This window comes from Bacillus cereus group sp. MYBK15-3, assembly GCF_051916765.1.
In the GTDB taxonomy this organism is placed as follows: domain Bacteria; phylum Bacillota; class Bacilli; order Bacillales; family Bacillaceae_G; genus Bacillus_A; species Bacillus_A cereus.
Genome location: NZ_JBQAHG010000001.1, coordinates 959,422 through 972,512 on the forward strand (window position 1 = coordinate 959,422; position 13,091 = coordinate 972,512).

Sequence of the window (13,091 nt, forward strand, 5' to 3'; positions counted from 1 at the left end):
TTTTCACTATTTCTGTAGTGTTTTATTCGTTAATCGAATTGTATAATATACCTGCATAGTAAATTCAGGTTATTTTTGACGTATTATTGACATCATTTTGTCTGAAATATGTCTTTTGTCATTTTTTTGAATCAGATTTTTCCCATTAGAAAAATGTGTTTTTTCAATATACTTCTTACTTTTATATCTATAAAACAATCGTTTTTCTCTTCATACACTTGACTTTCACCCGAAAAAATGTCCTCGAAACTACCCTCGATAAACGCTTGTTTTTTGTCAAGAGAAAAATGTATTTTCAAAATTCAAACTCGAAATAATGTTATTCAAAAATAGAAAATAACTTCCCTCTTCCTCGACTAAAAGTTCATTTTTTTGTCATTTTTCCAGAATAAATAAAAAAAACTGAAAGTCGATTAGACTCTCAGTTTTTTATTTATTTTGCTGTATGTTTTCTAACGGCTGGTAAAATTTCAGTAGCAATTAATTCAATGTTTTTCTCAATTTTATCAAATGGTACACCCCCAAAATCAATTTGTGCCATAAAACGTTGTTGGCCAAATAATTCATATTGGTAAAGCATTTTCTCAATGATTTGTTGTGGGCTACCAACCATTAAAGCATCACGGTAATCTATTGCATTTGTAAATTGCTGTTTCGGATACCCACCACCGCGCAGTGTAAGCATACCAGCATTAATGTGAGGGTAATATTCACTAAGTGCATCTTGTGAATTTTTTGCCGTATAAAATAAACTCGTTGTCGCAACTGGTAAACTAGCTGAATCAAATCCGCTTTGCTGAGCAGCCTCGCGGTAAGCATCTACTGACACTTTAAAGTTAATTGCTGGACCACCAAGTGTTGTTATCATCATTGGCACACCCGCGCGTCCTGCTTTAATTGCACTAGCTGGTGGACCTCCAACCGCACGCCAAATTGGTAAGTTATTATTTTTCGCTCTCGGAATAACCGATGCATGTGCGAGCGGTGCTCTGAACTGTCCATTCCATGTGACATGTTCCTCGTTATTAATTTTTAATAAAAGATCCATCTTCTCTTCGAATAATTCTTCATAATCATTCACGTCATAACCAAGTAAACTATATCCCCCAATACGAGATCCACGACCAGCCACAATTTCTGCACGTCCATTAGAAATCAAGTCAATTGTAGCGAAATCCTCATATACTCGAACTGGGTCAGATGTACTTAATATCGTTGCTGAACTTGCAATTTTTATATTTTTCGTAGCTTGCGCGACCGCACCTAAAATAACTGTATGAGCTTGCGTTGTAAAATGTGTTTGATGACTTTCGCCGACAGCAAACACATCAAGTCCTGCCTCATCTGCTAACTTAGCTGTATCAATTAGTTCGTGAATTCTTTTCTCTGGCGTAATTTTCTCCCCATTATGTGGATTTAAAACATGATCACCAATTGAATATAATCCAAACTCAATTCCTTTTCTTATATCTATACGGTATTTTTCCATAGTTACTCTCCCCTTTAATAAAGTAGTATTAGTTTTTTTCTAAAAACGTTGGTAAGTCAGGTATATCTACGTATTACCTACACCTTCACTTGATTAGTCAATTGATAATGTAAAAAAAATTACTCTTGCGGTAATTCTTTTTTCTCACTATGCTTATGAACTTTCGTCATCAGCTCATATAATATTTTCTGCTCTTCTTCATTTAATACATCATCAAAAAACGAAGATTGAAATGCAAGTTGCTCTGGCAATGCTCTCTCTAAAGCTGCTTCTCCTTGCTCTGTAAGACTAATTGTTTTCGTTTTCCAATCTTGTTTTCGTACAATATATCCTTCTTTTTCAAGACGAGTTAACATTCGAGAAATGCCACCTTGTGTAACAGTTACCTTTTCAGCTAACTCCATTTGTGTTAGTGGTTGATACGTACGTATTTGCAAAAGCACATCAAATTGAGCTGTCGTTAAATCAAAACGTTTTAAAAACTCATTTGACATTTGATTACTTTGGTTCGTAAATCGTATTAAGCGTAACCATATTAATGATCCTATCGTATTATCACGCATGTTTTGTCACTTCCTAGCGTTCATCTTACTATCACTTTACTACGCAAGTGATAAAAAAGCAAGAAAAAATGTAATAAATATATCGATAGAGTATTGCATAAATAATGATAAGTAAGAATTCATATAAACATGAATTCTTACTTATCATTATTCTTAACTTTTCCTTTCATTCATTACTATATTTAAAGCTGCCATAGCTTTTGGCCAACCAACGTAAAAAGCCATATGTGTTATTAATGCAACCAATTCATTCTCCATAACCCCATTTTGTTTAGCTAGCTTCAGATGAAATTGTAATTGTTCTGTATTACCGAGACTGATTAGTGCTGACACAGTACACAAACTTCTTTCTCTTAATGTTAAAGTGGCATCTCGCCACACTTCCTCAAATAATATCTTTTCACTATAATGAGCAAATGCAGGTGCCATTTCTCTCATTTTCTTTTTAATATGTACTTCAATAAGTTCATTTTTCATTTTTTTCTCCCTTTATTTTCACCATTTGTGCTATTCCTTGACCAAATGACCAGTTTTCAGCAGCTGTCTCATTTAGTGTAATAAAAATATCCGAGGTTTTAACGCCGGAATATTCCGTAATTTTTAAGGATACCGATTGATACAAATCTTTTTTCTGTTGCACCGTTCTTCCCGGTCCACATGTAATAGAAACATAAATCATATTCTCTGTTCTCTTTTCTCCTCTTTCCAACAAATAATATGGATTATATAAAAATTTGTTTTGTTGGTAGGGTAAGAACATTTGAAAATAATCATTTTCAGGGATGTTAAAATGTTCAATTAATGAAAGATGGATACATTCACCCATTTTTTCCAACTCTTCTTCATTTAATATGTTTTCAGGATAATAAATCTTCACAAAAGGCATAGATTTTCATTCCTTTTCTTATTTTTTTATATGCAACAAAATTTCATCGTGAAATGTGTAAAATCTCATATACTGTAACACCTTTATTCACTGCAATTTCAGGCTTCTCTTCATAAAAATTAAACCTACTATACCCCCATTTATCCGGATTATAAACGATTACATTCCCTAAACACTTTTCGTTGTTTTGTACATTTTCATTCATCGTTTTTAATTGAGTCCCAATCAGTGTTTTACTTTGAGAAATACTTCCTGCATATTCAACAACATATCTACTTTTCTTAAATCCATCACTTAGATTAACCACTAATGGAACACCTATATTTATTTGTTGCCATCCAAAAGATTGTAAAATGTTATCGTAATACCCTTCAAAGATAAATTTATTCATCCCTTCATGACCATTCCAAATATATAAAGGTGCATAGCAGTTATAAAAATTCCCGTCTTTCTCCGTTTCCGTAATTAAATAAGCTTTAAAATTTAGTGCTTGGAAACCATCAGTTTTATAACCATTATCCTTTACCCTTTTCTTAATAATTTCCATGTCATAATCCTTTGGCAAAATGACCTTATATTGCATTCCAATCATGTTTATCACTCGCTTTCAATCTTATATACATTATGATAAATCGATAAGTAGCTAACGTAAAATAGGTATAAATTATGTTTGGTATCATTTATAATGATAGTGCATAAGGGGCTGAGATATATGGAAATAAATGATCTTATTATATTCAAAACTGTAGCCAGTGAGGGTTCTATTAGTAAAGCTGCTAAAGAGTTAGGTTATGTTCAACCGAACGTAACTGAGCGAATCAAAAAATTAGAACAAGAATTAGAAACGCCTTTACTACATAGAGATAACAAAGGCGTTTCCTTATTACCTTCTGGTGACATTTTATTAGACTACACGAATCAAATATTAACTCTATTAGAAGAAGCGAAAGATAAAATTAAAACAAGTGGGTCTTCTTATATAATCGCGACGTCACAATCGATTTTGACTAATTATTTAAGTAAGCGTATTAAAGAAAATTTCATGAATTATCAAATATATGTAGAAAATAGTAGTCATTTGCCAAAATTACTGCAGCAACAAAAAGTTGATATGGTCATCACTTATGAGGATGATTCTGGTGCAGGTTTTAAAAAAGTATTTACTACTTCAATTTCTATAGGCTTACTAAAAGATCAAGAAAAATGTATCATTGACTATTCAAAGGAACTCTTCTTCGTTAGTAATGACAAAAAGTGTCCTTTTAGAAATAAGACGATACAATTTCTAAAAGAAAATAATTTATCTCAGCGTCAACTTCAACAATTAGATTCTTATTCGCTTATGGAAGAGTTTATTCAGGACGGAAAAGGGATAGCCTTTTTGCCAATTAAAAATGATAAATTGGTACCAATTGAAGATGTTCCAGTTGAGAAATTAGCTGTTCATTTTTTTACAAATCAAAACTCTTTCAAACAAATCCCTGATGAACTATTTGGTTAATAAAAAATCCCTCCTTTATGAATCTAAAAGAGGGATTTTCATATTCTATACAATTGATTTTTCACACATTTTGCTCCACTTCTGCACTTTTCTCCTTCTTATTCCGTTTCATATTCTTCAGTCCCTTAACTGTACCAACTAATCCTTTCGGGAAAACTAGCAATACGATAATGTACAATAAACCAAGAATAATCGTCCATCGTTCAAAGATCGGATACTCTGTAGCTAGTTCTGATAAATAATATTTTAGGGATTCAATAATTCCAGCTCCTGCAATTGCTCCAATTAACGTTCCAACCCCACCAATCATCGTCATCAATAATGCATTTAATGTCATTTCAATTGAAAATACAGTCGTATTAACAAAACGCAATGTGATCACAAATAAACCACCGCTAATCGCAGCTACTACTCCTGCAACAATGCTAGCAATAATTTTATAATGAAGCACTTTATATCCTAGTGCTTCAACACGTTGCTCATTTTGTGAAATTGCTTTTAATACTTTTCCAATAGAAGATTTGGTGAAAAGACGTAAGAGAACAAAAATGATAAGTAAACATATAAGTGTTACATAATAAAACGTAAAACGATCACGGAATACGTCTGGTACCCCAAATGTAAAACCATCTCCTCCGTGAGTGAGCCCACGCCATTTTTCAGCAAGGACGAAAAACAACTGTGAAATAGCAAGTGTTAACATTGCATAAAAATGACTTTTCAGCCGTAAAGAAAGTAAACCAATTATATAACTAACGATTGCTGAAATGATAATTGCAGCTACTATTCCAATTAAAAAGTTCGTTATTGATACGCCTTGTCGATCAAATAAAAGCGCTACCCCATATGCTCCTATCCCAAAGAACATACAATGACCGAACGATACAATTCCTGTATACCCAAGCAATACATCAAAACTCATTGCAAAAATAGCAAAGATGAAGATTTGAGTGAACAAAATTAACAGGCTCCTTGAATCATTTACGAACGGAAATACACTTAAACAAATGAGCATACATACTCCAAAGTATACTTTAATTCGGTCCGATGTGTTGTTCACCATTTCACCCCTTTTCACCAACAAGTCCAGTTGGCTTCACTATTAAGAAAAATAGTAACATTAACATATTAATTGCAAGTGATAAATCTGGTATAAAATACGCTGTAAAAGCACCAGCTAATCCGACAATTAAAGAAGCAATAGCTGAACCTTGGACGCTTCCTAATCCACCGATAATTACTACTATAAAAGCTAAAATTGCATACTGCATGCCCATCTCGGCGAAAATAACGCCCGAATACGGCGCTAATAAGAATCCTCCCAAAGCTGCCATCCCTGCTCCTAATAAAAAGACGAAAGAAAATATCGCTTTTACATTAATACCAAGCGCTTGAACCATTTCTTTATCCATTACACCTGCACGGATCATAAGACCTATCTTCGTCTTTTTGAGTAATAGTAGTAGTGCGATGTAAATAATTATCCCAATCAAAATAACAAATAGACGATATTTAATTAATATAATACCTCCGAATGTAAAACTTCCTTGTAACCATAACGGTAATTTTGCACTAATAGGGTTTGGCCCCCAAAATATTTTAATACACTCACTAAGAACGAGCATTCCTCCAAGCGTAACGAGCAGCTGTCGAACATGATTTCCATATACCGGTCTAATAAGAAACCTTTCTAAAATAAATCCTAGGAACATTCCCATGGCTACTGCTCCAACTAAAGCTAATATATAACTTCCTGTCATATTAAATAACCAAACACCTGTAAATGCTCCCCATGCAAATAAACCACCGTGTGCAAAGTTTAAAACGCTCATTAGACCGAAAATAAGTGAAAGACCTGATGCTAACAAAAAAATGAGCATCCCTGTTGAAATCCCATTTACAAATAAATTGATTAACACATCCATCCTTTTCACCTCGGATTCATGTTAAGAGATTCCTAAATATTTATGACACATTTCCTTATCCTTTTTTAATTCATTCATAAAACCGTTATGAACAATTCGTCCGTTATCCATAATGTAAAAATAATCACCAATTTGACTAGCCATCATAAAATTTTGCTCAACAAGTAAAACTGTTGTTTTCTCTTTCATCTTCAAAATAGCTACCATTAATTTCTCCACCATTATCGGGGATAGCCCTTTGCTCGGTTCATCAATAAGTAATAATCCATCACTATTAATAAACGCTCTTGAAATAGCCAACATTTGCTTTTGCCCTCCGCTCAAGAGCCCACTTTTCTTATTCCAAAACTGCTTTAAATCCGGAAATAGTTCCAGCATCCACTCTATTTTCCCTTCTACTTCTTCACCTTTCCCCCTAGCAAGAGCGAATGTTTCTTCTACTGTCAAATCATGAAAAATACCTTGATTTTCTGGTACATACCCTATTCCTTTCCTTGAAATTAAATGTGTAGGTAATCCACTTACTTTTGCACTATCATAATAAATTTCACCATCTGCAATCCGGTGAAACCCCATAACTGAACGTAATGTCGTTGTTTTCCCTGCCCCGTTTCTACCAAACAGTACAGTAATCGTCCCTTTCTCAACAGTAAGAGATACTCCTTGCAAAATATGAAACTGATCTAAATACGTTTCTATATTATTCACTTGTAATAGTGCCACTATATAATCCCCCTAAATAAGCACTTTGTACACGCTCATCTTTCATAATTTCTTCTGGCAATCCTTCAGCCAATAACTCTCCATGAAATAAAACGATAAGATGATCTGACAAACCTAATATCATATCCATTTTGTGTTCGATAAGTACAATTGTGCTCTCTGGATGTTTCTTAATATTTTCAATCACTTGTAATATAGCAGGGACTTCCTCAACCGAAATACCTGCCGTCGGCTCATCAAGCAATAACACATCCGTTTTTAAAGCTAATAACATCGCAAGTTCTAGCTTTCTTTTCTCTCCATGTGCCAAATCTTTCGCTAATACGTTCTCTTTCTCGTGAAGTAATACTGTTTTTAAGAAACGTCTCGCCTCTCCAACTTGTTGCTTTAATTTTGCTGAACTCGGGAAAAAACTATAGTAATCTTGTACGAATGATTGAACACTTAAACGGACATTTTCAAGTACCGTTAATTCTGGGAATATGTTTGTAAGCTGAAAAGAGCGACCGATTCCTAAGCGTGTTCGATCTGAAATCGATAGTTTTGTAATATCTTGCCCTTTAAAATACACTTCACCTGTTGTAGGTAAAATCTGTCCACTTAGTAAATTAAATAATGTTGTCTTCCCCGCACCATTTGGCCCGATAATAGAAATGAGCTTTCCTTTTTGGACAGTTAAATTTACATCTTTAATAACATGATGTTCACCAAAAGATACGCTAAGATTTTTCGTCTCTAGCAAATGTGTCACGAAATCCCTCCCTTTAAAGCCGTGAGTATGAAAGAAATATGTATAAAGAGGGTCCCCCCCTCTTTATACAAAAACAACAGAAAATTCAGTCTATTTATTTTGAACTGGTGGTTCTGTTTCTTTCATCGTTAATTCTCGCTCTAACACTGGCACCGGATAATCAACACCATCTTGCTTTTTCAATGTGATAGAATACAACGTCTGCATCGCTTGGTGGTCCTTCTCTCTAAACTTCATCTTTCCTTTCGGTGTATCAAATTCCATTCCTTCCATTTTCTTAATCAATGTATCTACATCTGTATCACCTTTTGTTTTCTTTAAGGCTTCTACAATAGAAATTGCTGCCGACATTCCTCCCGCTGTAAACAAATCTGGCACTGCACCATTAAAACGTTTTTTATGCTCTTCAACTAGCCAATCATTCACTTTATTTTTTGGAAGTGTGTGATAATATACAGAAAAACCTTGCATACCTACTAATGCATCCATTGTTTTTAATGCTGGTATATCTGGCGCACCTGTAGAAATTTTAATACCTTGCGCTTCCACATTCATATCTTTCAACTGTTTCCAAGGTGAATTTGCCCCTGCCCAAACGATAAATAAATAATCTGGTTTTGAACTAATGATATTTTGAATATTCGCTGTAAAATCTGTTGAATTTGTATCCGCGTATTGCTCATTCACAATGTTCGCACCTAATTTTTTCGCACCCGCTTTAAATGCAGCAATCCCTTCACGACCAAAAGCGTTATCTGGGGCAAATGTCGCAATCTTTACATCTTTTTTCGCAATTGCTGCTGCTCCTGCAATCGCATCTTGTGAGGAACTTCTTCCAGTTCTAAAAATATATTTATTCCAGTTCTTCCCGGTAATACTATCCGCAACTGCCGGTTCTACAACCATAATCTTTTCATATTCCCCGGCCAGTGGTAAAACCGCTAACGTATCACTTGAACTAGACGATCCAACTAAAAAATCAACTTTCTCTTCTTCTAATAACTTCGTAGCTTTTTTAACTGCTACATCCGCTTTCGTTTCTGTATCTTCTACAACAAACTTAATCTTTTTCCCATCTACTTTCCCAGTTCCACCAGTTGCATAGTCTAACCCTAATTCAAATCCGTTCACTGTTTGTTTTCCATACGATTCTAGCGGTCCTGTTAAAGAAGCAAGAACTCCTACCTTAATCGTTTTTTCATCCTCTGTACTTGTTTTCTTTCCTGAACAAGCTGCCGTTATTAATAACGAACCTAAAACACAACCAGTAAACATTGTCTTTAGCCACTTACGTTTTTTCATCGACATTGTGATCCTCCCCATACTTTACTTTCTGATAGAATCAAACACGCCAAAATCCCCTGTCCGTAATCATGACTAACTAATTCGATAGATAATGGAAAACTCTTGTAGTACCCTCTACATTCGGCACAAATATATAATCACCTTCCTATGTAATGGAAACGGACATACAATCAATATATATTCTGCAATCCAATTGAAAATACTGTTTCATTTCAGTAATGACCATACAAAAAGACTAACTTATTTTTAAGTTAGTCTTTTCCCCTTAATTAGAGTTAAGTTCTACTTTCTCTAACCCTTCAGCCAATTGTTTCTTATCTAGTCCTTCTCCTATTACTACTAAGTTTGTCGGGAAACCGAAGTCTTGTTCTAATAAAGTTGGTACTCCGAACGAATATTGGAATAGGTGAGGGTATTTATCTCCATGGAATTTCACAAAACCTTTCACTCGATAAATACTATCTGGTAAATTCGAAAGCCATTCATATAATTTGTCTTGATCAATCGGTTTCGTAAATTGATATGTCATCGTTTGTATATGTAAATGCTGTTTGACATGTAGTGTCTCATGTTCCTCATCATTTGGAAATTCTGCTTCTTCTATATCTTTTAAAGATATATTACAATACTTTGTCTCATACATTTTCGCATGATCATTTATTGCCTTTACTTCTTCAAATACTGTGTTCTTATCTTCATCTGTTAGTAAATCTGCTTTATTAACAAGAATGTGACTACCAAATTTAAGTTGCTCATGCAATAGCTGTTGTACATTTGCACTTAATATACTTCGATTTAACCACCTTACTGCATCTAAAACGACTACAATTGATTTCACTTCCAGAAAAGGAGCTAAAATTGGCGAGACACACGCGTCTAACACTTCAATTGGATGCGCAACACCTGTCGTTTCTATATAAATTACATCTGGTCTTTCTTGTTGGTATAACGAATGTAATTGTATTTCAAGCTCTTCTTTTAATGTACAACAAATACATCCTTTAAGAAGTTCTCTTAAAACATTCTCTTTTCCAATAATATCTGTATCTACTGAGTATTCACCAATTTCATTCATTAATACTGCAACTTTTCTATTCTTCTTTTTCTCTGCTAACAATAAATTTTGTAATAATGTTGATTTTCCACTACCTAAAAAACCACCTAATATATGAATCTCCACTTTATTCATTCAACCGACCATCCATTTCTTTACTTCAAATGTATTCAAAGCGTAATAATTACGATTTATACTTATTATTTTATTAAAAGAATGACCATTTGTAAATATAAGAGATTCACTGTTCATTTACTTCATATGCAACTCTAACTCCAGACTCAATTGCCCCTTGCATCCACCCATGTGTTAATGTCGTATGCTCTCCTGCAAAGTGTACTTTTCCAGATGGTGGTGTAATATACGGAAATAACTCGAGCTCTTGGCCTGGTTCGAAAGCTGTAAATGCACCGCAAGAATACGGATTTTTACTCCAGCTAAAAGATGTTCCAGTGACAAACTCACTATAGACGATGTCACCGTATATTTCCGCTAAATTTTTTAATGCGTAACGAATACGATCTCTTTGCGGGAGACTATCCCATGTTAACGCCTCATCTGCCCACGTATAACTTGCTATAACGATAGCTGGTCCTGGAGTATGAATGCCATAACTCGGATAGTATGTAAACCGTATCGGTAAATCAGTAATAGATTTACCTCCACACTGTCCCGCTTTCTCCCAAAATCTACTTTTAAACTCTATTGCAATTTTAGTTGCAGCAATATAATTTAATTCACGAATTGCTCTTTTTTTAAAATAAGAGAATAAATAGTATGGCTGAACTTCTACAAATCTTAACGCTGAAAATGGAATTGTAATAATAGCAAAATCACTTGTTATTGTAAATTGCTCTAGCGTTTGTTCATGATTTCCTTGTAACATTACTTTATTATCTTCTTGTATAATTTTATCAACCTTATACTGCATTAAAATATGTTCCCTTAATTGTGGTAAGAATGCATTCGATAACTTATCCATTCCACCAGTTATTTCATAATATTTCGTTGTTGAAGTAAAGAAAATCATTTCACGTAATACTTCAATTAAGGACATTCCCATATAAGCTTCCATATCAAGAAGTACCCCAATCATATCTATTGCACCATCTGAATAATACTCCATTAAAAATGAACCAAGCGAATACGTTTTATACTTTTTTTCAACGATAAGCCAGTTTTTATCAGGATCCTTCTTAATATAATTTAGTATTGGTTCTAATACTTCAATCATTAGCTCTTCTGCCGTTTTTCCTTTTTCTTTATCCAAAACCGGATATTCAAGTACACTTGGATCATTTTCAAACACATTCAATCTCGTTTGAATGTTATTCGTATAAATGATATCTGCAAAAGTTTTATTTATAAAAAGGTTTAAAGGTAGTTTAAATTTATGAATATACGCTAAGGTTAACTTATGGGTGTCAGGGATTCTCATCGGTCCCGCATTAAAATATAAACCCACACTAAATGGTTCCCGAATCGTATACACCCTGCCACCTATTCTGTTATTTGCTTCTATAATCGTTACTTCGTGCCCAGCCTCTTTTAATAAAGAACCTGCAACTAATCCAGAAATCCCTGCACCTGCAATCGTAATCCGTTTTGGGTTATTCTTTTTAAAAAGCCCTGCATGAATAATATGAAGCATTTCTTCCATTGCTAATGGGTTCCCCATGCCATTTCCCCTTTTACAAAGGATTTTACTGAATTATATTCGGTTCACTGAATTCCTATGTTTTGTTCGCGGATTTGCACGGATACATTTTCAAATACTTGAATATCTTTTATAAAATGTAATAAACTAGATATGACTCTATAGAAGTAAGACGTATTATCTTACATAACAAAACCAATGAAATTGCGAGGAATTTTGAAATGAAAAAAGGTATTAACCGTGTTGTATTAGTAGGAACAGGAGCAGTTGGATGTAGTTATGCTTACTGCATGATTAACCAAGCCGTAGCTGAAGAATTTGTTTTAGTCGATGTAAATGAGGCAAAAGCTGAAGGAGAAGCAATGGATTTAAGTCATGCTGTTCCATTCGCACCAGCTCCAACTAGAGTATGGAAAGGCAGCTACGAAGATTGTAAAGATGCTGACCTTGTAGTTATTACAGCTGGATTACCACAAAAGCCAGGCGAAACACGTTTAGATTTAGTTGAGAAAAACGCCAAAATCTTTAAACAAATCGTTCGCAGTATTATGGATAGCGGATTTGATGGCATCTTCTTAATCGCAACAAACCCTGTAGATATTTTAACTTATGTAACTTGGAAAGAATCTGGTTTACCGAAAGAACGTGTAATCGGTTCTGGTACAACGCTTGATTCTGCTCGTTTCCGCTATATGTTAGGTGAGTACTTCGATATTGGTCCACACAACATTCACGCTTATATTATCGGAGAACACGGCGATACTGAACTTCCAGTTTGGAGCCATGTTTCCGTTGGTATCCAAAAACTACAAACACTGCTTGAAAAAGACAACACGTATAATCAAGAAGATTTAGACAAAATTTTCATAAACGTCCGTGATGCAGCTTACCATATTATTGAGCGTAAAGGCGCAACTTATTATGGTATCGGCATGTCACTTCTACGTGTTACAAAAGCAATTTTAAACGACGAAAATAGTGTATTAACTGTATCAGCTTACTTAGAAGGGCAATATGGTCAAAAAGATGTTTATATAGGGGTACCTGCTGTTTTAAATCGCGGCGGTGTTCGTGAAATTTTAGAAGTTGAATTAAGTGAAGATGAAGAATTAAAATTCGATCACTCTGTTCAAGTATTGAAAGAAACAATGGCTCCGGTTCTTTAATGAAAATAAAAAGCAATCCAATTTATTTTGGATTGCTTTTTATTTTCATTATCTCCTATGACTTTTTGTGA

Annotated in this window: 14 protein-coding genes; 2 read left to right on the plus strand and 12 right to left on the minus strand. The window is 34.3% G+C overall.

All coding sequences use genetic code 11. The features are described from left to right. Positions 1 to 433: 433 nt before the first annotated feature. The 5 genes from ACTFR8_RS04890 to ACTFR8_RS04910 form a co-directional block, all read right to left on the minus strand. On the minus strand, positions 434 to 1,489 hold the full coding sequence (locus ACTFR8_RS04890; RefSeq protein ID WP_000417535.1) for an LLM class flavin-dependent oxidoreductase: 1,056 nt from the start codon (positions 1,487 to 1,489) through the stop codon (positions 434 to 436). Between the two features lie 119 nt (positions 1,490 to 1,608). Next, entirely contained in the window at positions 1,609 to 2,052 is a 444-nt protein-coding gene (locus ACTFR8_RS04895; RefSeq protein ID WP_001205523.1) for a MarR family winged helix-turn-helix transcriptional regulator, read from the minus strand. A gap of 153 nt (positions 2,053 to 2,205) precedes the next feature. Further along, on the minus strand, positions 2,206 to 2,529 hold the full coding sequence (locus ACTFR8_RS04900) for a carboxymuconolactone decarboxylase family protein (RefSeq protein ID WP_000787197.1): 324 nt from the start codon (positions 2,527 to 2,529) through the stop codon (positions 2,206 to 2,208). Then, positions 2,519 to 2,938, minus strand: coding sequence for a tautomerase family protein (locus tag ACTFR8_RS04905; protein WP_001117234.1), 420 nt, complete (start codon positions 2,936 to 2,938; stop codon positions 2,519 to 2,521). Before ACTFR8_RS04905 ends, ACTFR8_RS04900 begins: the two co-directional genes overlap by 11 nt. A 43-nt stretch (positions 2,939 to 2,981) precedes the next feature. Then, positions 2,982 to 3,530, minus strand: coding sequence for a DUF4865 family protein (locus tag ACTFR8_RS04910; RefSeq protein ID WP_000579895.1), 549 nt, complete (start codon positions 3,528 to 3,530; stop codon positions 2,982 to 2,984). A 120-nt stretch (positions 3,531 to 3,650) separates the two neighbouring features. On the opposite strand from ACTFR8_RS04910, the gene ACTFR8_RS04915 reads away from it, so the two are divergent. Beyond that, a complete protein-coding gene (locus ACTFR8_RS04915) occupies positions 3,651 to 4,439 on the plus strand; it encodes a LysR family transcriptional regulator (RefSeq protein ID WP_000405005.1) in 789 nt (262 codons plus the stop codon). 61 nt (positions 4,440 to 4,500) lie between these two features. Here ACTFR8_RS04915 and ACTFR8_RS04920 read toward each other — a convergent pair whose 3' ends face one another. The 7 genes from ACTFR8_RS04920 to ACTFR8_RS04950 all read right to left on the minus strand — a co-directional run bounded on the left by ACTFR8_RS04920 (position 4,501) and on the right by ACTFR8_RS04950 (position 11,875). Continuing rightward, complete coding sequence (locus tag ACTFR8_RS04920) at positions 4,501 to 5,454, minus strand: branched-chain amino acid ABC transporter permease (protein WP_002004900.1); 954 nt, start codon at positions 5,452 to 5,454, stop codon at positions 4,501 to 4,503. 49 nt (positions 5,455 to 5,503) lie between these two features. Further along, a complete protein-coding gene (locus tag ACTFR8_RS04925; RefSeq protein WP_000382787.1) occupies positions 5,504 to 6,364 on the minus strand; it encodes a branched-chain amino acid ABC transporter permease in 861 nt (286 codons plus the stop codon). A 21-nt stretch (positions 6,365 to 6,385) separates the two neighbouring features. Next, positions 6,386 to 7,087 (minus strand): ABC transporter ATP-binding protein, encoded by a 702-nt coding sequence (locus ACTFR8_RS04930; protein ID WP_001196709.1) that lies wholly within the window; start codon positions 7,085 to 7,087, stop codon positions 6,386 to 6,388. Continuing rightward, positions 7,065 to 7,838 (minus strand): ABC transporter ATP-binding protein, encoded by a 774-nt coding sequence (locus ACTFR8_RS04935; protein ID WP_000149321.1) that lies wholly within the window; start codon positions 7,836 to 7,838, stop codon positions 7,065 to 7,067. The genes ACTFR8_RS04930 and ACTFR8_RS04935 overlap by 23 nt, the downstream gene beginning before the upstream one ends. Positions 7,839 to 7,928: 90 nt before the next feature. Further along, positions 7,929 to 9,146 carry a substrate-binding domain-containing protein gene (locus ACTFR8_RS04940; RefSeq protein WP_000062000.1) on the minus strand — a complete coding sequence of 406 codons (1,218 nt, stop codon included), beginning with the start codon at positions 9,144 to 9,146 and terminating at the stop codon, positions 7,929 to 7,931. A 262-nt stretch (positions 9,147 to 9,408) separates the two neighbouring features. Then, complete coding sequence (locus ACTFR8_RS04945) at positions 9,409 to 10,332, minus strand: CobW family GTP-binding protein (protein WP_001044939.1); 924 nt, start codon at positions 10,330 to 10,332, stop codon at positions 9,409 to 9,411. A gap of 106 nt (positions 10,333 to 10,438) precedes the next feature. After that, complete coding sequence (locus tag ACTFR8_RS04950; protein WP_000527994.1) at positions 10,439 to 11,875, minus strand: flavin monoamine oxidase family protein; 1,437 nt, start codon at positions 11,873 to 11,875, stop codon at positions 10,439 to 10,441. 200 nt (positions 11,876 to 12,075) lie between these two features. Here ACTFR8_RS04950 and ACTFR8_RS04955 point away from each other — a divergent pair, with 200 nt between their 5' ends. Continuing rightward, the gene (locus ACTFR8_RS04955) at positions 12,076 to 13,020 is read left to right on the plus strand and encodes an L-lactate dehydrogenase (protein ID WP_000715321.1); all 945 of its coding nucleotides are present in this window, start codon (positions 12,076 to 12,078) and stop codon (positions 13,018 to 13,020) included. Positions 13,021 to 13,091: the final 71 nt, after the last annotated feature.

Coding starts and splice junctions, on each gene's coding strand:
- ACTFR8_RS04890 (WP_000417535.1), bottom strand. CDS start 1,489: ATGGAAAAATACCGTATAGATATAAGAAAAGGAATTGAGTTTGGATTA.
- ACTFR8_RS04895 (WP_001205523.1), bottom strand. CDS start 2,052: ATGCGTGATAATACGATAGGATCATTAATATGGTTACGCTTAATACGA.
- ACTFR8_RS04900 (WP_000787197.1), bottom strand. CDS start 2,529: ATGAAAAATGAACTTATTGAAGTACATATTAAAAAGAAAATGAGAGAA.
- ACTFR8_RS04905 (WP_001117234.1), bottom strand. CDS start 2,938: ATGCCTTTTGTGAAGATTTATTATCCTGAAAACATATTAAATGAAGAA.
- ACTFR8_RS04910 (WP_000579895.1), bottom strand. CDS start 3,530: ATGATTGGAATGCAATATAAGGTCATTTTGCCAAAGGATTATGACATG.
- ACTFR8_RS04915 (WP_000405005.1), top strand. CDS start 3,651: ATGGAAATAAATGATCTTATTATATTCAAAACTGTAGCCAGTGAGGGT.
- ACTFR8_RS04920 (WP_002004900.1), bottom strand. CDS start 5,454: ATGCTCATTTGTTTAAGTGTATTTCCGTTCGTAAATGATTCAAGGAGC.
- ACTFR8_RS04925 (WP_000382787.1), bottom strand. CDS start 6,364: ATGGATGTGTTAATCAATTTATTTGTAAATGGGATTTCAACAGGGATG.
- ACTFR8_RS04940 (WP_000062000.1), bottom strand. CDS start 9,146: ATGTCGATGAAAAAACGTAAGTGGCTAAAGACAATGTTTACTGGTTGT.
- ACTFR8_RS04945 (WP_001044939.1), bottom strand. CDS start 10,332: ATGAATAAAGTGGAGATTCATATATTAGGTGGTTTTTTAGGTAGTGGA.
- ACTFR8_RS04950 (WP_000527994.1), bottom strand. CDS start 11,875: ATGGGGAACCCATTAGCAATGGAAGAAATGCTTCATATTATTCATGCA.
- ACTFR8_RS04955 (WP_000715321.1), top strand. CDS start 12,076: ATGAAAAAAGGTATTAACCGTGTTGTATTAGTAGGAACAGGAGCAGTT.